This is a genomic window from Caenispirillum bisanense (genome assembly GCF_900230255.1).
GTDB lineage: Bacteria > Pseudomonadota > Alphaproteobacteria > Rhodospirillales > Rhodospirillaceae > Caenispirillum > Caenispirillum bisanense_A.
In genome coordinates this window covers 16,548-37,176 of sequence record NZ_OCNJ01000008.1, presented here as the reverse complement: position 1 = coordinate 37,176, position 20,629 = coordinate 16,548, and the positions used below count along the sequence as shown (strand labels likewise).

Here is a 20,629-nt window from a genome sequence, read left to right as displayed (position 1 = left end):
AGAGAATACCGCCAGCGCTGAAAAGACTATTCGGAACGACCGAACAATGAGCCTCGACCTTCCCGACATCCGCCTGCTGCGCCGCATCGCCGAACTGGGCCGCATGGCGGCGGTGGCGCGCGAGACCGGCCTGTCGCCGGCCACCGTCAGCGCCCGCCTGAAGGGGGCGGAGGAGAGCCTGGGCGTGCGGCTGTTCCTGCGCACCACGCGGTCGCTGTCGCTGACGGAGGAAGGCCGCCGCTTCATGGCCGCCAGCGAGCGGCTGGTGACCGACTGGGAGTCGCTGGCGGAAACCGTGCGCGGCGGCGAGGCGGCGCTCAGCGGCATGATCCGCATCACGGCGCCCTTCGACCTCGGCACCCAGCACGTGGCGCCGCTGCTGGAGGCGTTCCAGCAAGAGCATCCGCAGGTGACGGTGGACCTCGACCTCGACGATGCCCTGGTGGACCTGGTGAGCGGCGGCTTCGACCTCGCCATCCGCGGCGGCGTGCCGGCCGACAGCCGCCTGCGGGTGCGGCGCATCGGCAGCATCCGGCCGGTGGTGGTGGCCGCGCCGTCCTACATCGCGGAACACGGCGCGCCGCAGGTGCCGGCCGATCTGGCGCATCACCGCTGCATCGTGCGGCGGGCCGGCGACCGCCTGGCCGACGAGTGGTGCTTCGCGCGCGGGGCGGAGCACCCGGTGGTGCGGGTGCGGCCGGCGCTGGTCTCCAACAACGGCGGCCAGACGCGGCGCTGGGCGTTGGCGGGGGCCGGGCTCGCCATCAAGAGCTGCCTCGACGTCATCGACGACGTGCGCGCCGGCCGGCTGGTCAAGGTGCTGCAGGGGTGGGAGCCGTCGCCGCTGCCGCTCATGCTGGTGTCGCCGCCGCAGCGGCTGGAGCCGGCCCGCGTCGCGGCCCTGCGCGAGCGGCTGGTGGCCTGCTTCGCGCGGCTGGAGGAGGCGGCCTGACGCCAGATTTTCGCAGACAGCTTTCCGGCTCTTGCACTAGGATCGCCGCCATCCGTCACCCCGGTTCGAAGCGAGGAGCCGCCCGCCCATGACCCCGCCCAAGAAGACCCCGCTGCCCCCCGAAGAGCGCGACGTGTGGCTGCGCAAGGCCAAGACGCTGTCGGAGGCGCTGCCCTTCATGCGCGAGTTCGCCGGCAGCACCGTCGTCGTCAAGTACGGCGGCCACGCCATGGGCGACGCGACCCTGGCCGAGCAGTTCGCCAACGACATCGTGCTGCTCAAGCAGGTGGGCATCAACCCGGTGGTGGTGCACGGCGGCGGGCCGCAGATCGGCCGCATGCTCGACCGCCTGAAGATCGAGTCGGAATTCGTCGACGGCCTGCGCGTCACCGACCAGGCGACGGTGGACATCGTGGAAATGGTCCTGGCCGGCGCCATCAACAAGGAAATCGTCACCGCCATCAACAAGGCCGGCGGCTTCGCCATCGGCATGTCGGGCAAGGACGGCAACCTCATCAAGGCCCGCAAGCTGCGCCGCACCAAGAAGGACCCCGACAGCAACATCGAGCGGGTGCTGGACCTGGGCTTCGTCGGCGAGCCGACGGAGATCACGCCGCATCTGCTCGACATGTTCGAGCAGTCGGACGTCATTCCGGTCATCGCGCCCATCGGCATCGGCCCCAACGGTGAGACGTTCAACATCAACGCCGATACCGCGGCGGGTGCCATCGCGGCGGCGACGGGGGCCTCGCGCCTGCTCATGCTGACCGACGTGGTGGGCGTGCTGGACAAGGAGGGGCAGCTGATCCCCGACATGACCATCGCCGAAGCCCGCGCCTGCATCGCCGACGGCACCATCAAGGGCGGCATGATTCCCAAGGTGGAAACCTGCATGCACGCGGTGGAGCAGGGCGTGGAAGGGGCGGTGATCCTGGACGGCCGGGTGCCGCACGCCATCCTGCTGGAAATCTTCACCCCGCACGGCGCCGGTACGGCCGTGTGGATGGACTGAGGCGGCGGGCGCCGGCCAAGCGCCGGCGCCGAGCACCCGACGGGCGATCAGGCACCCCCCGGCCCGACCGGGCCGGCGCCGCGTAAGCGGCGGGAGCCAAGGGCGCGGTCAGCGCCCGCTCGGCGCCTGAGGGACAAACAAAAACCCTCCCCGGCGCCTGAGGGACCAGAAAACCAAACCGGCCCGACCGGGCCGGCGCCGCGCAAGCGGCGGGAGCCAAGCGCGCGGTCAGCGCGCGCCCGGCGCCTGAGGGACCAGAAAAGCAAACCGGCCCGACTGGGCCGGCGCCGCGCAAGCGGCGGGAGCCAAGCGCGCGACGAGCGCGCGCCCGGCGCCTGAGGGACACACAAAGAGAAAAGGACCATCCCCGTGGCCGATGACCAGAGCCCGCTCGACCGTGTCGAAACCCCGGACAGCCCCAACGCGCCGGGCCTGGATCACGTCGAGGACTGGATCTTCGACCTCGACAACACGCTCTATCCGGCGACGTCCAGCCTGTTCCCGCAGATCGACCTGCGCATGAAGGAATTCATCGCCAAGTTCCTGAAGGTGGAACCGCACGCCGCCTTCGAGATCCAGAAGCGGTATTATCACGAGTTCGGAACGACCCTGCGCGGCCTCATGCTGAACCATGGCCTGGAGCCCGACGAGTTCCTCGCCTACGTGCACGACGTCGACCACTCGGTGCTGGAGCCGTCGGCGGCGCTGGATGCGGCGCTGCAGGCCCTGCCCGGGCGCAAGCTCATCTTCACCAACGGCAGCGAGCGGCATGCGGAGGCGGTGCTGGCGCGGCTGAAGCTGGATCATCATTTCACCGGCATCTACGACATCCGCGCCGCGGACTTCATTCCGAAGCCGCAGCCGCCGACCTACCAGGCCATGCTGAAGGCCTTCGGCGTGCGGGCGGAGGCCTCGGCCTTCTTCGAGGACAGCGCCGCCAACCTGAAGCCGGCGGCGGAGATCGGCATGACGACGGTGTGGGTGCGGCCGCACGACGTGCAGTGGTTCCGCCACACCCACGACCTCGGCTTCATCCACCACATCACCGACGATCTGGTGGCGTGGCTGGAGGCCGCCGGCCGGGTGCTGCGCAAGCCACAGTAAACACGGCGCGACTGCGCCGCGCGGCCCCTGCCGCGGGAGCCAAGCGCGCGACGCGCGCGCCCGGCGCCTGAGGGCGCTGCCTTGATCGCCGATCAAGGCAGCCGGACATCAATCGTGGATCTTCTCGCCGTGCAGCGACAGGTCGAGGCCCATGGTCTCGTCCTCGGGGCTGACGCGCAGGCCGATGGTGGCGTCGATGATCTTCAGGATCACGAAGGTCGCCACGCCGCACCACAGGATGGTGACGCCGGCGCCGTAGGCCTGCAGCCACAGCTGTTCGACGTTGCCTTCCAGCAGGCCGGTCTTGCCGCCGACCGCCTCGGCCGCGAACACGCCCGTCAGCAGGGCGCCGGTCAGGCCGCCGATGCCGTGCACGCCGAAGGCGTCGAGGCTGTCGTCGTAGCCCATCTTGTGCTTGAGCCAGGTGGCGCCCCAATAGCACACCGCGCCGGCGATCAGGCCGATGATCAGCGCGCCGCCCGGCGTCACGAAGCCGGCCGCCGGGGTGATGGCGACCAGACCGCCGACGGCACCCGAGATGATGCCGAGCACGCTCGGCTTGCCGCGCAGCGCCCATTCCACGAACATCCAGGTCAGCGCCGCGGCGGCGGTGGCGATCTGGGTCACGGCCATGGCCATGCCGGCGAGCCCGTTGGCGGCGACCGCCGAGCCGGCGTTGAATCCGAACCAGCCCACCCACAGCAGCGAGGCGCCGATGACGGCAAACGTCAGGTTGGCCGGCGCCATGTTCTCGCTGCCGAAGCCGAGGCGCTTGCCGAGCACCAGCGCGGCCACCAGGCCGGCGACGCCGGCATTGATGTGCACGACGGTGCCGCCGGCGAAGTCGAGCACGCCGTCGCCGCCCAGGAAGCCGCCGCCCCACACCCAGTGGGCGACGGGCACGTAGACCACGAACAGCCACACGCTCATGAACACCAGCAGCGCCGAGAACTTCATGCGGTCGGCGAAGGCGCCGGTGATGAGCGCCGGGGTGATGATGGCGAAGGTGAGCTGGAACATGGCGAAGACGGTCTCGGGGATGGTCCCCTGCAGCGAGTCGACGCCCACGCCGGCCAGCAGCACCTTGTCGAGCCCGCCGATGAAGGCGTTGCCCGGCGTGAAGGCGAGCGAGTAGCCGGCGATGGTCCACAGCACCGTCACCAGGGCGGTGATGGCGAAGCTCTGCATCAGGGTCGCCAGGATGTTCTTCTTGCGCACCATGCCGGCGTAGAAGAGGGCGAGGCCGGGGATCGTCATCATCAGCACGAGGGCCGTCGAGATCAGCATCCAGGCGGTGTCGCCGGAATCGAGGGTCGGCGCGGCGGCGTCCTGGGCGGCGGCCGGCAGCGCGAGCGCGAGGCCGGCGACGAAGGCGCCGACGGCCGGCGCGCGGCGAAGGGGGGAATAGGCCTGCATCGGAATCCTCTGGGAAGGAAAGTCGGAGGGGGCGGCCCGCCTCAGCCCGTGCCCGCTTTTCGGGCGATTGCGCCGGATCGTGCCGCTTTATTCATCAACCGTTCACAAAGCGGCGTCGCCCTGCTCGCCGGTGCGGATGCGCACGGCGCGCGCCAGGTCGACCACGAAGATCTTGCCGTCGCCGATGGACCCGGTGCGGGCGGCCTTCTCCACCGCCTCGGTCACGGTGTCGACCATGGCGTCGGGGACGGCCACCTCCAGGCGGATCTTGGGGAGGAAGGCGACGGTGTATTCGGCGCCGCGGTAGATTTCGGTCTGCCCCTTCTGGCGCCCGAACCCCTTCACCTCGGCGGCGGTGATGCCCTGCACGCCGACGGCCGAGAGCGCCTCGCGCACGTCGTCGAGCTTGAAGGGCTTGATGATGGCGATGACGAGCTTCATCGCGTGTGCTCCTGCACGGATCGCGGGACGAGCCCCGCGATCCGTTCTCCAGCACACCGCGTGCCGATTTCGGATTACATCGAAGGAAGGCGGCCGGCCGTCACGCCGGGCGGGGCACGCCGCGCAGGCGCAAGGGCAGCCACAGCGCCATCTTGCGCACGAAATCGACGCCGCGCGGCACCGGCCCGGCCCGCACCACCGGCCGCGGCCCCGGCAGGTCGGCGAAGACCGACACCGGCACGGCGCCGACGTCGGCATAGCGCTCCACCCGCCGGTCGGCGGGGCCGGGCAGCGGCGTGCCGAGGGCGTCGACGGCGTCGGTCCACAGCAGGTAGCGCGACGACCGCACGCCGTTCTTGCCCAGCCGGTGCAGCACGATGACCGGCAGGCCGGACAGGTCTTCGACGCCGCCGGCGCGGAAGCGCACGACCGGGCCGCGGTGCAGCAGGATCTTCAGGTCCAGGCTGCCGATGGCCACGCAGGCGGCGCAGGGGCAGACGTTCTCGCCGGCGAGCCCCGCCTTGCGGGCCTGGAAGGCCTCGAAAGCGGCCACCAGCGGGGCGTCGAGCCCGGCGGGCGGGCGGTCGGCGGCGCAGAAGGCGGCGTCGCCCTCCAGCTTCACCAGTCGGAAGTCCGGGGCCAGTGCCGCCGTCACCGCCTCGATGAGCTGGTTCACGATCCAGGTGGCGTGCGCCAGGTCGTAGGGATTGTCGCGGATGAAGCGGGTGTAGCCGCTGATGTCGGCGAACAGCAGCAACAGATCCTCCGCCGCCGGCAGGGGCGGCGAGGATGTGTGGGCGGTGGCGTGGGTGGCGTGATCGTGCGGCATGGTTCGACGCTACCAGCACTGCGGCGGGCGCGGTAGGCACGACTGCGTGAGGATGCGAAGGGCGAAGAAACGGGCGCGTCGAGGCCGGGGCGGAAAGCGCGTCGTCCGTCTGTAATAAAACCGACACAATCTAAGTCTCGGCGTCGATCGGAGCCGAGGCGTGCCCCGGTTGTGAAGATCTTGCCTTTCACTTGGGGCCGCAGAGGCGTTGTTGCGCGACCTCTTTCCTGGAGGTGCGGAAATACCGCAGAGCTTCCCAGTAAGCCATGCATTGGGCGCATGGGAGGCCGGCTCAAAGCGCATGGGTCGGGGAGTTTCCCAAGGCGGCTGCGCCCTCCGTGCGCGCGCGACCATCGTCTTATGAATATGGAGCGGTTGCCGACGAAACCCTCTCTACAGGTAAATCATCGAAGAAACCAAAGAACCGAGGGGATGGGGTTGATGATCACGGTAGAGCTGGTCAGGCGAGTTGATCGATTGCGGCGGGCACAACTCATGTGCGATCTGCGTTCTTTGTGCCCGCAGTCCCGTTATATTGGCTGTATGATCATCAACAATGCATCCACCGGTCGTGCGGGTGTGTTGCGCGATCTTCTCGACACGGGCGTGCACGACGGCACGGCCTGCAGCCGGCGTTGTCCCATGATCGAGCCCCTGGTGGACATCCTGACCATCGTCCCCCTGACGGAGGACGAGCGGGCCCCGGCGCCGCACGATGTTCCCGACGCCTCGCCGCTGACTGCCTGACCCTCCTGCTGCCGAGACATCCGCGATGGCCAACAACATGTTCGTGCCGGCCGAACGGCCGGCGGCGCTCACCCTGCTCGTGTATTCGCGCAGCCCGGGGGTGGCGCGGTATCTGGCGGCGGCGGCGCAGCGGGCGGGCATCGTCCGCACCGTGGTCGCGACGACCTACCAGGAGGCTTTCGAGGCCATGCAGTCGGACGATCCCGACGCCGTCATCATCCACGCCGATGTGCGCCGGTGGGATCAGTTCTTCGAGGCGCGGCGCGTGAACAAGATCTGGAAGAGCAACCGTCGCCGCACACCGAAGATCTTCGCCGTCGCCGCTCCGTCGGTGGGCGACCTGACGCTGGTACGGCACTTCGGCTTCTACGACATCATGCCCCTGCCGACCTGCCCCGGCGCCTTGTTCTCGCGGGTGACGAGCGCGCTGGAGAACCTGGATTGACCCGGACCCGAAAGCGAAAAACCCGCCGTCTCACGACAGCGGGTTTCACCGGAATTCTGGTGGAGCTGGGGGGAGTCGAACCCGTCGCACCAGAGGTGCGCACCCCCCGGGGCAGGGGTTCGAAAGCGAAAAACCCGCCGTCTTACGACAGCGGGTTTCACCGGAATTCTGGTGGAGCTGACGTGCCGCGTTAGACGTCACCTGCCCTGAATCCAGCAGCAGCATATACAGCCACGCCGTGTGCTGTAAACCAAATGTTGCTGCGGAGACCTCATGCGTTGGGGACAGGGTAGAGTCGAGGTTCATACTCTCCGCCGAGAGATCCTCGACCTGATCGATCAAGGGCATTCCGTTGCCTACATTCACCGGCTGCTAACAGAAGCCGGCCGCCTTACCGTATCTCGCCGCCGTTTTGCTGATCTGGTGCGGCGAGACGTGACGGGCAGGGCGGCCGAGATCCGGCGTCCTCAGCCTGCGACTCCGCCGTCCCAGCAGATTTCCCCGAGTGCGACTCGGCAACCGGCCGCCATCGCGGCGCCGCCGGCGCCGTCTGCCGCCATCACCTCGCACATGCCGACGGTGACGCAGCTGCCCGGCACTACCGGTGCCGACCTCTGGGGCGACGCGCCCTCCGATCCCGACACCGAGACCCCGGACACCCCCGTCGACGGCCCAGAGCCCGCCGGCGGCGACGACGCACGTCCGGATCTCGACGACGACACCCCCTGATCCAAGGAACCATCATGGCGCTCATCAATCTCACCCTTCAGGGCAAGGGCGGCGTCGGCAAGTCCTTCGTCGCCTCGCTGCTCGCGCAGTACTACCAGGGCCGCGGCGGGGCGCTCGCCTGCTACGACACCGACCCCGTCAACCAGTCCTTCGGCGGCTACACCGCCTTCGGCGTCGAGCGCGTGCAGCTCGGCGAGCGGGTCGACGAGATCAACCCGCGGTCCTTCGACGCGCTGCTGGAGAAGCTGGTCACCGCGCCGGCCGACGCCACCGTGGTGATCGACAACGGCGCCGCGACGTTCCTGCCGTTGCTGGCCTACATGGTGGAAAACGAAGCACTGGGTCTTATTCAGGGCGCCGGCCACGAGGTGCGCATCCACTCCGTCGTCACCGGCGGCCAGGCCATGACCGACACGCTGGAGGGGCTGGCGTCGGTGCTGCAGTACTGCCCCACCGTCCCCGTGGTGGTGTGGCTGAACGAGTACTTCGGCCGCGTCGAGCGGGTCAGCGGCGGCAAGGTGCAGACCTTCGAGGACGCGGCACTCTACAAGAAGAACGCCGAGCGCATCCTCGCCATGGTGCGCCTGCCGCAGGTGCGGAAGGAGACCTTCGGCCTCGACATCGAGATGATGCTGCGGCGGCATCTCTCGTTCGACCAGGCGGCCCAGGACCCCGAGTTCACCATCATGAGCCGCCAGCGGCTTTCCATGACCTGGCGCAGCATTCGCGCTGCCATGGAGCTGGCGCAGCTATGAGCGCGCCGCTGCCGCCGCCGCAGAGCATCGACGACCTCCGCGCCGCCCTGCTGAAGGACCACGGGGCGACGGTGTCCAAGGACGACCCGGTGCTGATGGTCTACACCATCCACCGCGCCGCCCTCGGCGAGACCGTCCAGGCCCTCGACGCCTTCCGCGCTGCGCTCCGCGACGAGGTGGCGGCGATCTCGCGCGGCCATACGGCCGAGGTGCGCACCGCACTCGCCGAGATCCACGACGCCGTCACCTCCGACGCGCTCAAGCAGCGCTTGGCGGCCATGCAGGAGGCGGCGGTGCTCGCCGACCGCAGCGCCGCCGCCATGCGCCGGCTGGTGGTCCGGCTCTCCCTTCTCAGCCTCGCCACCGGTGTGGCGGCCGCCCTCGCGGTCGCCGCCGCCGTGCTGGTGCTGCGGTGAGGTCCGCCGTGAGCCGCCGCACCCTCCTTCTCACCTGCGTCACGGCGCCTCTGCTGGGGGCGGTCTGCGTCCTCGGCGGCGCCGTCCTGCTCCTCTCCCAGATCCCCTGATGCAAGGACATCCGATCATGATCCGTCGCTGCCGCCGTGCCCTGCCGCTCGCCGCCCTGCTCGCCCTGTCGTCCACGCCCGCCTTCGCCGCCGAGGACTGGACGGCGCCGATCACCAAGTTCATCGAGACGCTGACCAGCGGCCTCGGGCAGATCGGCGCCGGCGTGCTCGGCCTCGGCATCATCGCGCTGGGCCTGTGGGCGGCCATGTCGGGCCGCATGGACTGGAACCGCTTCGCCTTCGCGCTCATCGGCGGGCTGCTGGTGATGGTCGGCCCGACCATCGTCGCCGCCCTCTTCGCGTCGTGACGGTGGGTGCCATGAAAGCCGCGAGCCCCGTGCTGCCGCAGATCCAGCGGCCCATCACCGTCCTCGGCCTGCCGCCGCTGCTGTTCGGCCTCACCTCGGCCGCCGCCGCGGTGAGCGCCGCCTTCTGCGTCGTCCTCGGCCTGATGCCGCTCAGTCTGCCGGCCGCCGTCGTCGTCTTCCTGGTCGGCTGGTACCGGTTCTGGCGGGCGAGCCGCGCCGATCCGCACTACGACCGCGTGCTGATCACCGCCCGCCGCTGGTGGAAGGCGCAGCTCCGCACCGGCCGCGCCCTGGTGGCGGGGAGTGCGCGGCGATGATCTGGCCCGACGTGATCGCGACCGGCGTCATGGCCGCCCTCGGCGGCGCCGTCGCCGTGCCCGCCGCCCGCCGCATGGTGCTCGGCGACGTCAAGCAGGACTGGCTGCAGGGCGAGCTGGAACTCGACCACATCGCCGGCGACGGCTGCACCGTGGTCGGCAAGGACGGTGCCCTGTCCCGCGTGTGGCGCCTGCGCGGCGTCAGCTACGACGCCAAGGTGGAACAGGAACAGCTGGCCCTGCTGTTGGGGCGCCAGGCGCTGCTGCACCAGCTCGGCGGCAAGGGGCTGCAGCTGCGCTGGCTGGCGGTGAAGCGCCGCCGGCCGCTGTCCTGCGCCGGCCACTGGCCGCACCCGACACTGGCCGAGATCGGCGCCGCCGAGACGGCTCGCTACCAGTCGAGCTATGAGGTCGAATGGTATCTCATTGCCACCGGCCGGCTGCATCATGTGCTGGCGGACGCCGACCAGGCCGTGGCGTCGAGCCTCGCGGCCTACAAGCCTGAGGCCGTCACCAAGCCGGACGATCCCAATGAACCCTGTCCGCTGACGGGCCTGTTGAATGGCTTGGTCAGCGGCGAATACCGCCGGGACCTCAAGGCGCAATCCCGCTCCCTGTCCGGCAGCCTGCCGGCCTGCGACCTGCACTTCGAGCCGTCGGGCATCGTCCGCAGCTTTGGGCCGCAGCCGGCGGTGCATCGGATCATCGGCATCCGGGAATGGCCCGAGGCCGTGTCGGGCCGGCTGATCGGCGACCTGCTGGCGCTCGATGGCGACCTGGAGATCGTCCAGGTCTGCGACCCCTTCGACCGCGACAAGGCGCTGCTCATGTACAAGCGCCAGGAGCGGGCGCAGCGCACGGCCTTGATTGGCAATGCGGCGCTCGCCTCCGAGACGGCCGCCGTGCTGGAGCTGCTCTCCGACGGCAGCTCGACGCTCTTCGTCACCCAGTTCCAGGTGATCGCGCGGGCAAAGGACGAGCTGGCGCTGGCGCAGCTGGTCAAGCGCATCTGCGAGGTGTTGGGCGACCGCCGCATCAGCTATTCGGTAGAGACGACAGGGGCGCCGGTGTGCTGGTTCGGCCGTCTTCCGACCGCCCCTGCCAAGCGCGCCGTCGTCCCCGGCGGGCGCCTGTTGCGGCCGCTGGTGCTGCGCGACCAGAACATCGCCGCCCTGTGGCCGGTGCACCATGCGCCGCGCGGCCTGGAGAGCGGCCCCTTCGGGCCGCAGCCCGTGCGCTACTTCATGACGCCCTCGGGCGGCGCCTATGCCTTCCAGTTCCACGTTGCCGACAAGCCGCAGTCCCTCGGCCACTTCCTGGTCTTCGCGCCGTCGGGCGGCGGCAAGTCGACGCTCTTGATGCACCTGCTCGGCGGGCTGGCGAAGTTCGACCGCGTGCGCAGCTACATCTTCGATTCCAAAGAGGGCACCCGCTTCATGGTCGAGGGCATGGGCGGCGCCTACCAGAGCTACGACAAGCTGGCGCTCAACCCGCTCGACGTCGGCGCCGACACGCCGGCCGCCCGCAACCGCGTCTACGCCATCCTGCGGGCGCTGTGCGGCGGGCTCGACCTGACGGCCGAGGACAAGGACGCGCTCAGCCATGCCGTCGACCTCGCCTTCCACCTGGACCCGCCGCACCGGACGCTCAACGAGATCTTCGACCATGCCTTCGCCCGCCGCTCCGACCTGCGGCGCCACTTCAGCCAGTGGGTGGTCGACGACAAGGGCAACACGGGCATGCACGCCCACGTCTTCAACGCCCCTCACGACAGCCTGGCGGGCGTGCTCGACCACTACATGGTCGGCATCAACATGAACGAGGCGCTGGGCGATCCCGACCTCGGCCCGCCGGTGGTGGCGCACATCGCCTCGTCCATCGGCCAGACGGCGGCCAGGAACAGCCGCGGCTTCGTGATCTTCATCGACGAGGCGGCGAAGCTGCTGCAGAACGCCGGCTTCCTCGACCTCGCCGTCGAGATGTTCCGCGAGTACCGCAAGCTCAACGGCGTCGTCGGCATGGCCTTCCAGGACCCGGCGGCACTGTTCAAGACCGGGCGGGCCGACGCCTTCGTGGAATCCTGCGCGACGCTGATCTTCCTGCCCAACGCCAATGCCAAGGCCGAGACCTTCGCGCCCTTCGGGCTCAACGACGAGCAGCTGGCCTTCTGCCTCGGCCAGACGGTGACCGGCGGCCGGCGCCAGGCGCTGGTGGTCAAGCGCGACGGCGCCACCGGCTTCGACGAGAGCGCCATCCTCGACATCGACCTGTCGTTCCTCGGCGGGGCGCTGCGGTTCTACCGCTCGGGCGCCGATGCCAACGCCGACCTCGACCGGCTCAAGACCACCTGGGGGGACCAATGGCACCGGCACCTGTGAAACGGCGCGGGCATCGGCTTCGGGTGACGGCGCTGGCGGTCGGGCTGATCGTGGCGCCCACGGCGGCCATGGCGACCTATGCGGTGATCGACACCAAAAACCTCGCCGAGGCGGCCAAGCAGCTGTCGGCACTGAAGGAGCAGATCTCGCTCATCAAGCAGGAGGTGGAGAACTCGCTGCAGATCCTGTCGGTGCTCAACGACGTGTCGACCTTCGTGCAGGACACGGTGAACGCCATCGGCGAGGTCGGGCAGATCACCGTGCCCTTCACCACCATGGCGAAGCTGGCCGGCCAGATCCAGCGCGACGCCACCTGCCTGATGCCGGACCTGAGCGAGATCATGCCGAACGTCGACCTCGACGATCTCGACCTGACCTCGGTGTGCGGGGCGCGGAAGGCCTATGCCAACACGCTCTGGTTCGACCCGGCGCGGGCCGCGGGCATGGACTGGGCCGAGCAGGAGGAGGCACGCCGCGAGGTGATCCAGCGCCGGGCGCGGGTGCTGCGCACCGCCGCCGTCGACGCGCTGGCACACGCCGACGTGCAGACCGCCGCGGCGGCCGAGCAGTCCGACCGGGCGGTGCGCGAGCTGGAGAGTGCGGCCAAGGCGGCCAAGGATCTCAATTCGCGCATGGCGGTGGGCAATCAGGCGCTGTTGCTGATCGCCCGCCAGCAGGCGACGCAGACGCAGCTGCTGGCGAGCCTGCTGAAGATCCAGGGCGCTACGGCGACCATGAGCATGGTCGACCAGGACCCCATGAGCGACGAGGACGCGCCGGAAGCGCCGGAGGGTGCCCAATGAGCACCCTCCGTCGTCAGATCCCGTCAGTTGGTGGCGGCCTGCTTCGCCCGATAATCGGCGAGCACCTCGGCATCTCGGGCGACATCCGCTTCGGTGCGCCAGTCGGGAAGAGCGTTGCATTGGCCGGTGAAGATGTTCATCGATTCAATGAGGCCGCAGGCCGTGGTTTCGTTCCAAGGGTTCGCCGGATCGACGGTCCCTCGGCTCCGCCACCAGACGGCATATATGTCTTTCCAGACCAGATAGACGCCCTCCAGGTCGTATCCTTGGCGAATCAAGTCGGCGTCGTCGCCATGCAGAGCGGCCAGCGTCGTTACATCCGGCTGCCCGCCTTCCTGCTTCCACGCCTCGTAGGCCGGGTTCACGCGCTCATACTCGCGGTCGAAGGCCTCGCCGGTCGGCAGAGTCTGCCAGACACGCACGGCGTACTCCCAGTCTACGAAACCCTTCTTCAGAGCATTCTCGGCAGCGGCATCTGCAGGCGCGAGGGCCAGAGCCATGGCTAGACAGCAAGATACTTGCTTCACCTGCGACATCGTCACGGAATACGTCGACCTGGCGAACAACTTCGTCAGCGATCTCAGCGACGTGCTGATCGGTCCCATGTGGGCGGTGTTCCTTTCATTGGCGAGCCTGTGGATCGTCGTCCACGGCTTCAAAATGATGCTCGGGCAGGCTGATTTAGCCGCACTCGGCAAGGAATTCGTGTTCGTCAGCATAGCAGGGCTGCTGCTGGCGGGCCAAGGACCGGGGCTCGTTTCGCAGGTTTACGACGCCTCTCTGTCGGTCATGGGATCGGGCGCCAGCGCCGCGTTGTCCGTCGGCAGCGTCAGCGGCACGACCCTTGCTCCGGAAGGGATCGGCGGCATGACGAAGCTGGTCATGACCGCTGAGACCGGGGTCTTCAAGATGTTCGGCATGGCAGCCAACATCGCGAAGCAGACGGGCCTCACGGACCCACTGGCGCCGCTCATCTACGCCCTGCTGCTGATCATTCCCTACTTTCTGCTGCTGGTGGTGTTCTTCGCGCAGGTGGTCGTCAGCATCTTCCGCGTGATGATGCTGGCGGCGCTGAGCCCCATCCTAATGATGTGCTTCGGCTTCGGCTGGGGCAGAGGCATGGCCTACACGGCGCTGCGCACCCTCTTCGCGGCCTTCATGGTGCTGTTCGGCAGCACCGTCGCCGTCGCCCTCATCCTCTACGGGGCGCAGCAACTGGGGATCGGTGACCCCTCTATGGGCGCCGAGATCGGCAGGGTTATGACCCTGAGCAACCCCAAGCTCCTGGTCGCCATCGCCCTGGGCTGGCTCGGCACGGCTTTCCTCGCCGAGGCCACCAGTATCGCCAACTCGGTCACCCACTCGCAGCTGACAAACCAGGCCGCGGCCATCATCACCGCCGGCGCCACGGCGACAGGTCTCACGCTCCTCGGCAAGCCGCTGAAGAACTTCAAGGGCAACGTCGGCGACATGCTCGACAAGGCCCGGCTGCCCGGTGGCGGCGCCGGTCCCGGCGCCGGCCAGACCGGCGCCCAGACCGCCGTCGAGAAGATCAAGGAAAAGCTGAACACGCCGCACTTCGACAGGTGACGGCGCCCGCCCCCCTGTCCCCATCCCCCGAAGAGGACCTCCCCCATGAAGATCCTGACCGTCCTTGCCTTCACGCTGGCGCTGGCCGCCTGCGGCGCGCCCCGCGAGATGCCGCAGAACGGCGGCGGCAACGGCGCCGACGAAATGAAGCTGAGCCCCTGCGCCTGTGATCCGGTGCCCTTCAACAGCGAGGGCTTCCGATGGGTCGGCTGAGCAAGATCACGCTCCGCCGCCCGACGCTGCCCACCCTGCGCCGCCGGCGCAAGGTGGTGCCGCCGGAAACGGCCGGTGCGATGCCGGCGGCCGCCAACGACGCGCCGACGGCACCGGAGAGCCCTGCGCCCGAAACCAACCGCCACACCGCCGTCGCCGAGGCCGATCCCTACGGCTTCGCCGTGTCCCATCGGCGCCTGGCTTGGCTCCTTCGCCTGTCGGTGGTCGTCAACGTCGGCTTGCTGGCGTCCGTCGTCGTCCAGGCCAACGCCATCGGCGCGCTGGTGCCGTTGAAGACGACGGAGGTCGCCCTGGTGCGCACCTCCGAGGCCGACGACAAGCTCTACCAGATCGAGCCGATCTCCGAGGACGTCCAGGGCTTCGACCTGCTGCTGGAATCCATGGCGCGGCGCTACGTGCGCCTGGTGCTGGAGATCGACCCCATCACCGAGGCCGAACGGCGCGCCGAGGCCGCCCGCATGTCCGACGGCGGCTTCTGGCGCGGCTTCCGACGCGACCGCATCGACACCAAGGAGCGCTCCGACGCGCTGGCCGACGGCGTGATCCGTCACGTCGTGGTCGACGACGCGACGCGGCTGGTCAGCTTCGACGACGACTACAAGCTGGCCGTCGACTTCACCCAGATCGACGAGCGCCACGGCCAGGAGATCGGCCGCAAGGCGCTGCGGGCCTACCTGTCCATGACGACGCGGCCGCAGTCGGTCTCGGCAGAGGACCGCTTCAGCAATCCCCTCGGCATCACGGTGCTGGAGTTCGTGCTGAAGGAGCGGCCGACGTCATGAGACCCGCCCTCTCCTTCGCCGGCACCGCCGCCGCCCTCGCCACGGCTGCCGCCTGCGACGTGGTAACCACCGGCCGGCCGGCCCTGCTGTGGATGGTGCTCGTGGCTGCCGGCGCCGTCGCTGCCGGTGCCTGGACAGTGGCCGCCGCCGTGGCTGCGCGGCTCCAGCGCACCATGCCCCAGGCACCCGGCGGCCGGTTCGTCCTGCTGGCCGTCGCCGCCGCCTTCGCCCTGGCCGATGCCTACGCCGGCGCCAGCGGTACCCCCGGCCGCCCCTTCCTGCTGCCCACCCTCGTCCTGCTGGCGTGCGCCGGCGCGCTGTCCGGCATCGCCAATTGCGCCGCCCTCAGCCGCTCCCTTTCCGAGGACCCATCCCGATGACCTGCCGCTTCCTCACCGTCCCCGCCGGCCTCGCCGTGTTCCACCTGCTGTCGACCCCGGCCCTCGCCCAAACGCCGGTCGGCGCGCCGCCGCCTCCGCCAGCGCCGGTGCAGAGCGTTCCGCCGAGCCCGGCCGCCAAGCCGGCTCCTGCCCTGCCGGTGCCCGACGCCATGGTCGACCAGATGAAGGCCCATGCCGAGGGCGACTTCGGCGATCTCACCCGCAACCGCTCCATCGGCATGATCCAGTCGGCCTGGGACGACGCGCCCGAGAGTGCGGCGGTCTTCACCTACGACCTCGACCCCATGAGCACCTACAAGGTGCGGGTGCGGGAATACATGGTGACGGTGGTCGAGCTGCCGGCCGGCGAGCAGATCGAAGCGGTGGACCTCGGCGACGGCAAGGGCTTCGAGGTGAAGCCGCGCGGCGACCGCCGCCTCGCCATCCGCGCCGGCGGCTTCGGCTTCGACAGCAACATCGTCGTCTACGGCAAGAGCGGCACCGTCTATCCGATCTACCTACGGGCCGAGGGCTACAACTCCAAGCGCGTCCCCGACCTGCTGGTGCGCATCGAAGGCTCGGTGAAGGTCGGCGAGGACAGCGACCCCGCCGTCGCCGGCTTCGAGCCGCTGGGCGGGGCACCGGACAATGAGGGACCTCTGCCGCTGGTGCCGCCGCAGGCGCTCGCCGAGGCCGAAGCCGCCACGACGGAAGCCGCCGCCGACAAGGATTTCGTGAAGTCCGAGCCCTTCAACCCGTCGTCGCTGCGCGGCTGGGGCGACTACAGCCTGTGGGGCAGCGACGACAGCCTGAAGCCGCAGACCGTCTACCGCGACGACCACTTCACCTACATCAAGTTCGGCGACCGCTGGAAGGACATCGAGCTGCCGACGGCCTATGTCGTCGTCGACGGCATCGACGAGCTGGTCAACACCCGCGTCGACGGCGACACCTTCATCGTCGAGAGCACCCGCCCGCTGGTGACGCTGAAGTCGGGCGACAGCTATCTCTGCATCCGCTACGACGGAGCGGAGGCCGGGGCATGAGCGCCGTCTGCGACGTCGCCCTGGTGCTCGGCCTGACGCTCTCGGGCCTGTGCGCCCCGCCGGCCGAGCCGCCGCCGGCCGCCGCCCTGCCCGAGGACGACGAGGCGGCGTGGTCGGTGCCGGCCCCGCCGGCCCCGCCGGTGCGCGAGGTGGCGCCTCCCATGCCGCCGGTGGTGATCACCAAGGTGGTGCAGATGCCGGCCGCGGCTCCGCCGGCGCCGCCGCCGTTACCGCCTCCACCGCCGCCGCCAGATCCCTATCGCTTGGCGGCACAGGCGGTGTGGAACGCCCGTGCAGCGGCGCGGCCCACCCTCGACGGCAGCATGAGCACGTACCGCAGCAATGTGCCGACCTTGTCGCCCGCGTCCTTGACGCCCGGCCCGACGCCGGCACCGCCTGACGTGGCACCGCCGGCGCCCAAGCCGGAGTACGAGGGCGACCGCCGCGTCTCGTCGCTCCCCGTCGACAACAGCCGCATCGTCACCACCGACCGCTACATCACCGGCGTGCTGGAGACCGGCATCAACAGCCAGCTCGACGGCTCGTCGGGCTCCATCGTCATCCAGGTGAGCCGCGACGTGTTCGGCTACCACGGCCGCAACCTGCTCATCCCCAAGGGCTCGCGGCTGGTGTGCGACTACGAGAGCCCCGACAAGATCGGCGCCTCGCGGCTCGCCGTCTCGTGCAACCGCGTGCTCATGGCCGAGCACCGCGCCGAGATCATCGAACTGACCGCCGCCGCCGGCGACGTCCAGGGCCGCGCCGGCTTCACCGGCGAGGTCGACACCCGCTTCGGCGAGCGCTACGGCACCGCCCTCATGCTGACCGGCATCTCGACCGCCGTCCGTCTGGCGACCGCCATGGCGTCGAGCGGCGACAAGACCGCCGACACGCTGGCGCAGGCCACCGACGCCGGCGCCGAGGAGATGTCGACCCGCTTCGGCGAAATCACCGCCTCAGTCCTCGAACAGACCGTCGACCTGGCGCCGATCATCACCGTGCCCCAGGGCACCCGCGTGCAGATCCGCCCCGCCGCCGACTGGTACATCCGCGAGGTGACCTCATGAAACGCCTCTTCCTCATCCTGCTGGCTTCCACCTGCCTGAGCGCCCCGCTGCTGGCGCAGAGCACGCCGGCGACGCCGGCCGCCGCTCCCGCTGCGACGGCCCAACCCGGCACTGCTCAACCCGGCACTGCTCAACCCGGCACCACTGGCACGCCGACCAAGCCCGAAGACCTCGTCGTCGAGAAAGTCCCGATGCTGACCCTGCCCAAGGTGTCGGTGGAGGTGCCGGAGAACGAGCCCGTGCCGTTGGACATGACCTTGAAGGAGGTTCCTGGCGCCGAGCCCGAGTTGCTCGACGGCGTCACTGCGAAAGCCTTCACCCGCTACGTGACGGTGGAGGGCGACCGCATCGGCCAGCTCGTGCTGACCGCCGTCACCAAGGACGAGAAGGTCGAAGCGCTGCCGCACGAGCTGTTCGTCAGCCAGTTCGAGATCAAGGCCGCCCCCGTCCTGCCGACGGCGGAAGAGGTCACCGTCGAGGGCGATCAGGAGACGATGATCGCCGCCCTGAAGCGCCTGCAGGAGGAGGAAGAGAAAGAGGACGACGAGAAGGAGGAGAAAGACAACCGCGACAACAAGGACGGCCGCGACGGCAAGAGCGGCGGCTCCGGCACGTCGTCCAATCCCGACGCCGCTGGCTACAAGACCCCCGACAAGCTGGAGCAGGCCAAGACCGACGGCGAGGACTTCGATCCCGGCCCGGTGCCCGAGGTGGAGATCACCGCCGACGGCTGCCCCATCCGCGTCGACCTGGCGCAGGGCGTCGCCATCCAGCAGAGCCGCGTCATCATGACCACCGGCAGCACCACCGAGACCGAGCCCTGCGCCGACGGCGCCACCCGCTTCCCCATCGAGCGCACCTCGGCCGGCTGCGAGGACATCGTCAACCTGTCGGCCGGCTACGCCACGCCCACCTTCCGCCTCACCTACACCGGCCCCGACGGCCGCGAAACGCGCGTCGCCGAGTGCCAGCCCGACCCCGAACGCTCCTTCCCCATCGAGGAGGACGAGGCCGGCTGCGCCGTGCAGCAGGACGACGTCAACCAGACCTATGTCCGCCTGCAGCGCCTGATCTACCGCGACGCCAACAACGCCACCGTGGTGGTGCAGGACTGCCAGCCCATCGAGACCCGCCGCGTCCTGACGCAAGGCTGCGACATCCGCGTCGACCTCGACCAGGGCATGGCGATCCAGCAGATCCGCACCGAGACCGTCGGCGAGGACGGGACGTCGAGCGAACAGTGCCGCGACGGCACCACCCGCTACCCGCTGCTGTGGTCGTCGCTCAGCTGCCCCGACCGCATCGACCTGACGGCCCGCACCGCGACCGCCCAGCGGCGCCTCTACTACGTCGGCCCGACGGGGCGCGAGGTCGAGGTCAAAGCTTGCGAGGACCATCCCGAGCAGGTCTTCCCCATCGAGGAGGACCGCACCGTCTGCCCGCACTTCGTCGACTACGACGGCCTGACCGTCGTCGAGCAGGGCCAGTTGCTCTACCGCGACGCCGAGAACGAAACCATCGTCGTGCGCGACTGCGCCCCGGCCGAAGGGGCCACGCCGGTGCCCCTCGAAGAGACGGCGGAAGGCTGCACCATCCGGCATGACTTCACGGCCGGCCGCTCGTGGCGCCAGACCAAGCTGGTCTACCACATGGGCGACCTCACCTATCAGGCCGGCGACTGCATCGACAGCGCCACCTGGTACCCGCAGGTGCGTCTCTACGAGACCGCCGCCGGCCAGGAGATCTGCCCGCCGGTGGTCGACACCGCCGGCAAGCGCATCACCCGCGCCAGCCGGGTGCAGATCACGGGGGACGGCAAACCCGAGTTCATCACCGAGTGCCAGCCCGACACGGCGTCGAGCGCGCTCATTGCCACCACCGACGGCTGCGACAACCCCGGCACCTGGCGCCACGACCTGAGCGCCGGCCAGAGCTACGGCCAGGAGCGCTTCTACTACAGCCGCCAGGACGGCCGGCGCGAGTACGTCACCGCCTGCCAGCCGTCTTCGGCGACCTATCCGCACCAGATCGAGATCGCCGGCTGGCAGAACCACGACGAGCAGCGCTTCGCCTATCGTCTCTCCACCGTCTACATCAGCACTCCCCAGGGCCGGCACGACCTGCTGGTGGCCGAGGTGCTGCCGGGCACCGAACAGCACCCCTACGTGCTGGAGCGCGAGGTCGTCACCCAGACCGACCAGATCTACTACGACGGCTGCACCCGGTTCGCGAAGACCGAGAAGTCGGAGATCTGGCGCCGCCCCGACGGCAGCGAGTACACCCGCCCCATGGGCCCGGGCGCCCCGGCCAACCTGGGCGGCGCCTGCAACACCCAGCAGCCGAGCGATCCCGGCCAGTGGACGCTGGTGTCGGTGCAGCCGTGGCGCCACGAGTGCCGCAGCGCCGTGCAGTGGATGGACGGCGACAACCGCCAGCACTCCGCCTGCACCGCCTTCTATGCCTTCCACGCCGCGCAGTACCAGGGAACCCTGACGACGGTGCGCGAGGACGGCACGCCCATGTCGTCGTCCACCGCCACCAAGTGGGAAACGCTGGTGCTACAGACCTCGTGCAGCCAGAGCAGCGAGACCTCGGGCTCGTGCGCCTCCTATTCGCAGAGCTGGTCGCCGGCCGCGCCGCCGCCGCCCTATGGCGCGCAGCCAAATTACGAGTTCCCGCAGCAGCACGCCCTCGGGCTGCCCAACCCCAACCGCAATCAGCCGCAGACGTCGAGCATCGCGGCCTGGCTCGCCGAGCTGGGGTGGTGA

General features: G+C 69.6%; 23 protein-coding genes. 19 read left to right on the top strand and 4 right to left on the bottom strand.

Annotated features, from left to right (window positions below; all coding sequences use genetic code 11):
* Positions 1-46 precede the first annotated feature (46 nt).
* The 3 genes from CRP50_RS17310 to CRP50_RS17300 all read left to right on the top strand — a co-directional run bounded on the left by CRP50_RS17310 (position 47) and on the right by CRP50_RS17300 (position 3,068).
* The gene (locus CRP50_RS17310; protein WP_176525241.1) at positions 47-952 is read left to right on the top strand and encodes a LysR family transcriptional regulator; all 906 of its coding nucleotides are present in this window, start codon (positions 47-49) and stop codon (positions 950-952) included.
* Positions 953-1,040: 88 nt separating this feature from the next.
* The gene (argB, locus tag CRP50_RS17305) at positions 1,041-1,964 is read left to right on the top strand and encodes an acetylglutamate kinase (protein ID WP_097280443.1); all 924 of its coding nucleotides are present in this window, start codon (positions 1,041-1,043) and stop codon (positions 1,962-1,964) included.
* A 369-nt stretch (positions 1,965-2,333) separates the two neighbouring features.
* Entirely contained in the window at positions 2,334-3,068 is a 735-nt protein-coding gene (locus CRP50_RS17300; RefSeq protein ID WP_097280442.1) for a pyrimidine 5'-nucleotidase, read from the top strand.
* 108 nt (positions 3,069-3,176) lie between these two features.
* On the opposite strand, the gene CRP50_RS17295 is transcribed toward CRP50_RS17300, so the two are convergent.
* The 3 genes from CRP50_RS17295 to CRP50_RS17285 all read right to left on the bottom strand — a co-directional run bounded on the left by CRP50_RS17295 (position 3,177) and on the right by CRP50_RS17285 (position 5,754).
* A complete protein-coding gene (locus CRP50_RS17295) occupies positions 3,177-4,484 on the bottom strand; it encodes an ammonium transporter (RefSeq protein WP_097280441.1) in 1,308 nt (435 codons plus the stop codon).
* A 102-nt stretch (positions 4,485-4,586) separates the two neighbouring features.
* Entirely contained in the window at positions 4,587-4,925 is a 339-nt protein-coding gene (locus CRP50_RS17290) for a P-II family nitrogen regulator (protein ID WP_097280440.1), read from the bottom strand.
* Positions 4,926-5,025: 100 nt separating this feature from the next.
* Positions 5,026-5,754 (bottom strand): DUF2652 domain-containing protein, encoded by a 729-nt coding sequence (locus CRP50_RS17285; RefSeq protein WP_097280439.1) that lies wholly within the window; start codon positions 5,752-5,754, stop codon positions 5,026-5,028.
* A 441-nt stretch (positions 5,755-6,195) separates the two neighbouring features.
* Here CRP50_RS17285 and CRP50_RS17280 point away from each other — a divergent pair, with 441 nt between their 5' ends.
* The 9 genes from CRP50_RS17280 to CRP50_RS17245 all read left to right on the top strand — a co-directional run bounded on the left by CRP50_RS17280 (position 6,196) and on the right by CRP50_RS17245 (position 12,762).
* The gene (locus CRP50_RS17280) at positions 6,196-6,501 is read left to right on the top strand and encodes a hypothetical protein (protein ID WP_141415187.1); all 306 of its coding nucleotides are present in this window, start codon (positions 6,196-6,198) and stop codon (positions 6,499-6,501) included.
* A 25-nt stretch (positions 6,502-6,526) separates the two neighbouring features.
* The gene (locus CRP50_RS17275) at positions 6,527-6,946 is read left to right on the top strand and encodes a hypothetical protein (RefSeq protein WP_097280437.1); all 420 of its coding nucleotides are present in this window, start codon (positions 6,527-6,529) and stop codon (positions 6,944-6,946) included.
* 273 nt (positions 6,947-7,219) lie between these two features.
* On the top strand, positions 7,220-7,675 hold the full coding sequence (locus tag CRP50_RS25235; RefSeq protein WP_141415186.1) for a TraK family protein: 456 nt from the start codon (positions 7,220-7,222) through the stop codon (positions 7,673-7,675).
* Positions 7,676-7,689: 14 nt separating this feature from the next.
* Complete coding sequence (locus tag CRP50_RS17270; protein WP_097280436.1) at positions 7,690-8,430, top strand: conjugal transfer protein TraL; 741 nt, start codon at positions 7,690-7,692, stop codon at positions 8,428-8,430.
* Positions 8,427-8,846 (top strand): hypothetical protein, encoded by a 420-nt coding sequence (locus CRP50_RS17265; RefSeq protein ID WP_097280435.1) that lies wholly within the window; start codon positions 8,427-8,429, stop codon positions 8,844-8,846. Before CRP50_RS17270 ends, CRP50_RS17265 begins: the two co-directional genes overlap by 4 nt.
* Before the next feature lie 127 nt (positions 8,847-8,973).
* Complete coding sequence (locus tag CRP50_RS17260; protein WP_176525240.1) at positions 8,974-9,264, top strand: TrbC/VirB2 family protein; 291 nt, start codon at positions 8,974-8,976, stop codon at positions 9,262-9,264.
* Between the two features lie 11 nt (positions 9,265-9,275).
* On the top strand, positions 9,276-9,581 hold the full coding sequence (locus CRP50_RS17255) for a VirB3 family type IV secretion system protein (RefSeq protein ID WP_097280433.1): 306 nt from the start codon (positions 9,276-9,278) through the stop codon (positions 9,579-9,581).
* Positions 9,578-11,959 carry a VirB4 family type IV secretion system protein gene (locus CRP50_RS17250; RefSeq protein ID WP_097280432.1) on the top strand — a complete coding sequence of 794 codons (2,382 nt, stop codon included), beginning with the start codon at positions 9,578-9,580 and terminating at the stop codon, positions 11,957-11,959. Before CRP50_RS17255 ends, CRP50_RS17250 begins: the two co-directional genes overlap by 4 nt.
* Entirely contained in the window at positions 11,941-12,762 is an 822-nt protein-coding gene (locus tag CRP50_RS17245) for a hypothetical protein (RefSeq protein ID WP_176525239.1), read from the top strand. Before CRP50_RS17250 ends, CRP50_RS17245 begins: the two co-directional genes overlap by 19 nt.
* Positions 12,763-12,785: 23 nt before the next feature.
* Here the strand turns inward: CRP50_RS17245 and CRP50_RS17240 are convergent, their stop codons facing one another.
* Positions 12,786-13,262, bottom strand: coding sequence for a hypothetical protein (locus CRP50_RS17240; protein WP_097280430.1), 477 nt, complete (start codon positions 13,260-13,262; stop codon positions 12,786-12,788).
* On the opposite strand from CRP50_RS17240, the gene CRP50_RS17235 reads away from it, so the two are divergent.
* Genes CRP50_RS17235 through CRP50_RS17210 form a run of 7 tightly spaced genes read left to right on the top strand, consistent with a single transcriptional unit; the run spans position 13,261 to position 20,629 of the window.
* On the top strand, positions 13,261-14,352 hold the full coding sequence (locus CRP50_RS17235; protein WP_097280429.1) for a type IV secretion system protein: 1,092 nt from the start codon (positions 13,261-13,263) through the stop codon (positions 14,350-14,352). The two genes, CRP50_RS17240 and CRP50_RS17235, sit on opposite strands and share 2 nt — an antisense overlap.
* A 45-nt stretch (positions 14,353-14,397) precedes the next feature.
* Positions 14,398-14,565 (top strand): hypothetical protein, encoded by a 168-nt coding sequence (locus tag CRP50_RS25635; RefSeq protein WP_176525238.1) that lies wholly within the window; start codon positions 14,398-14,400, stop codon positions 14,563-14,565.
* The gene (locus CRP50_RS17230) at positions 14,553-15,368 is read left to right on the top strand and encodes a VirB8/TrbF family protein (RefSeq protein ID WP_097280428.1); all 816 of its coding nucleotides are present in this window, start codon (positions 14,553-14,555) and stop codon (positions 15,366-15,368) included. Before CRP50_RS25635 ends, CRP50_RS17230 begins: the two co-directional genes overlap by 13 nt.
* On the top strand, positions 15,365-15,748 hold the full coding sequence (locus tag CRP50_RS17225) for a hypothetical protein (protein WP_097280427.1): 384 nt from the start codon (positions 15,365-15,367) through the stop codon (positions 15,746-15,748). Before CRP50_RS17230 ends, CRP50_RS17225 begins: the two co-directional genes overlap by 4 nt.
* Positions 15,745-16,794, top strand: coding sequence for a TrbG/VirB9 family P-type conjugative transfer protein (locus CRP50_RS17220; RefSeq protein ID WP_097280426.1), 1,050 nt, complete (start codon positions 15,745-15,747; stop codon positions 16,792-16,794). The genes CRP50_RS17225 and CRP50_RS17220 overlap by 4 nt, the downstream gene beginning before the upstream one ends.
* Positions 16,791-17,861 carry a TrbI/VirB10 family protein gene (locus tag CRP50_RS17215; protein ID WP_097280425.1) on the top strand — a complete coding sequence of 357 codons (1,071 nt, stop codon included), beginning with the start codon at positions 16,791-16,793 and terminating at the stop codon, positions 17,859-17,861. Before CRP50_RS17220 ends, CRP50_RS17215 begins: the two co-directional genes overlap by 4 nt.
* A complete protein-coding gene (locus CRP50_RS17210) occupies positions 17,858-20,629 on the top strand; it encodes a hypothetical protein (RefSeq protein ID WP_141415185.1) in 2,772 nt (923 codons plus the stop codon). The genes CRP50_RS17215 and CRP50_RS17210 overlap by 4 nt, the downstream gene beginning before the upstream one ends.

Excerpts from the sequence above, each read along its gene's own strand:
- CRP50_RS17310 (WP_176525241.1), top strand. The coding sequence starts at position 47 with ATGAGCCTCGACCTTCCCGACATCCGCCTGCTGCGCCGCATCGCCGAA.
- argB (WP_097280443.1), top strand. The coding sequence starts at position 1,041 with ATGACCCCGCCCAAGAAGACCCCGCTGCCCCCCGAAGAGCGCGACGTG.
- CRP50_RS17295 (WP_097280441.1), bottom strand. The coding sequence starts at position 4,484 with ATGCAGGCCTATTCCCCCCTTCGCCGCGCGCCGGCCGTCGGCGCCTTC.
- CRP50_RS17290 (WP_097280440.1), bottom strand. The coding sequence starts at position 4,925 with ATGAAGCTCGTCATCGCCATCATCAAGCCCTTCAAGCTCGACGACGTG.
- CRP50_RS17285 (WP_097280439.1), bottom strand. The coding sequence starts at position 5,754 with ATGCCGCACGATCACGCCACCCACGCCACCGCCCACACATCCTCGCCG.
- CRP50_RS17280 (WP_141415187.1), top strand. The coding sequence starts at position 6,196 with ATGATCACGGTAGAGCTGGTCAGGCGAGTTGATCGATTGCGGCGGGCA.
- CRP50_RS17275 (WP_097280437.1), top strand. The coding sequence starts at position 6,527 with ATGGCCAACAACATGTTCGTGCCGGCCGAACGGCCGGCGGCGCTCACC.
- CRP50_RS25235 (WP_141415186.1), top strand. The coding sequence starts at position 7,220 with ATGCGTTGGGGACAGGGTAGAGTCGAGGTTCATACTCTCCGCCGAGAG.
- CRP50_RS17270 (WP_097280436.1), top strand. The coding sequence starts at position 7,690 with ATGGCGCTCATCAATCTCACCCTTCAGGGCAAGGGCGGCGTCGGCAAG.
- CRP50_RS17265 (WP_097280435.1), top strand. The coding sequence starts at position 8,427 with ATGAGCGCGCCGCTGCCGCCGCCGCAGAGCATCGACGACCTCCGCGCC.
- CRP50_RS17260 (WP_176525240.1), top strand. The coding sequence starts at position 8,974 with ATGATCCGTCGCTGCCGCCGTGCCCTGCCGCTCGCCGCCCTGCTCGCC.
- CRP50_RS17255 (WP_097280433.1), top strand. The coding sequence starts at position 9,276 with ATGAAAGCCGCGAGCCCCGTGCTGCCGCAGATCCAGCGGCCCATCACC.
- CRP50_RS17250 (WP_097280432.1), top strand. The coding sequence starts at position 9,578 with ATGATCTGGCCCGACGTGATCGCGACCGGCGTCATGGCCGCCCTCGGC.
- CRP50_RS17245 (WP_176525239.1), top strand. The coding sequence starts at position 11,941 with ATGGCACCGGCACCTGTGAAACGGCGCGGGCATCGGCTTCGGGTGACG.
- CRP50_RS17235 (WP_097280429.1), top strand. The coding sequence starts at position 13,261 with ATGGCTAGACAGCAAGATACTTGCTTCACCTGCGACATCGTCACGGAA.
- CRP50_RS17240 (WP_097280430.1), bottom strand. The coding sequence starts at position 13,262 with ATGGCTCTGGCCCTCGCGCCTGCAGATGCCGCTGCCGAGAATGCTCTG.
- CRP50_RS25635 (WP_176525238.1), top strand. The coding sequence starts at position 14,398 with ATGAAGATCCTGACCGTCCTTGCCTTCACGCTGGCGCTGGCCGCCTGC.
- CRP50_RS17230 (WP_097280428.1), top strand. The coding sequence starts at position 14,553 with ATGGGTCGGCTGAGCAAGATCACGCTCCGCCGCCCGACGCTGCCCACC.
- CRP50_RS17225 (WP_097280427.1), top strand. The coding sequence starts at position 15,365 with ATGAGACCCGCCCTCTCCTTCGCCGGCACCGCCGCCGCCCTCGCCACG.
- CRP50_RS17220 (WP_097280426.1), top strand. The coding sequence starts at position 15,745 with ATGACCTGCCGCTTCCTCACCGTCCCCGCCGGCCTCGCCGTGTTCCAC.
- CRP50_RS17215 (WP_097280425.1), top strand. The coding sequence starts at position 16,791 with ATGAGCGCCGTCTGCGACGTCGCCCTGGTGCTCGGCCTGACGCTCTCG.
- CRP50_RS17210 (WP_141415185.1), top strand. The coding sequence starts at position 17,858 with ATGAAACGCCTCTTCCTCATCCTGCTGGCTTCCACCTGCCTGAGCGCC.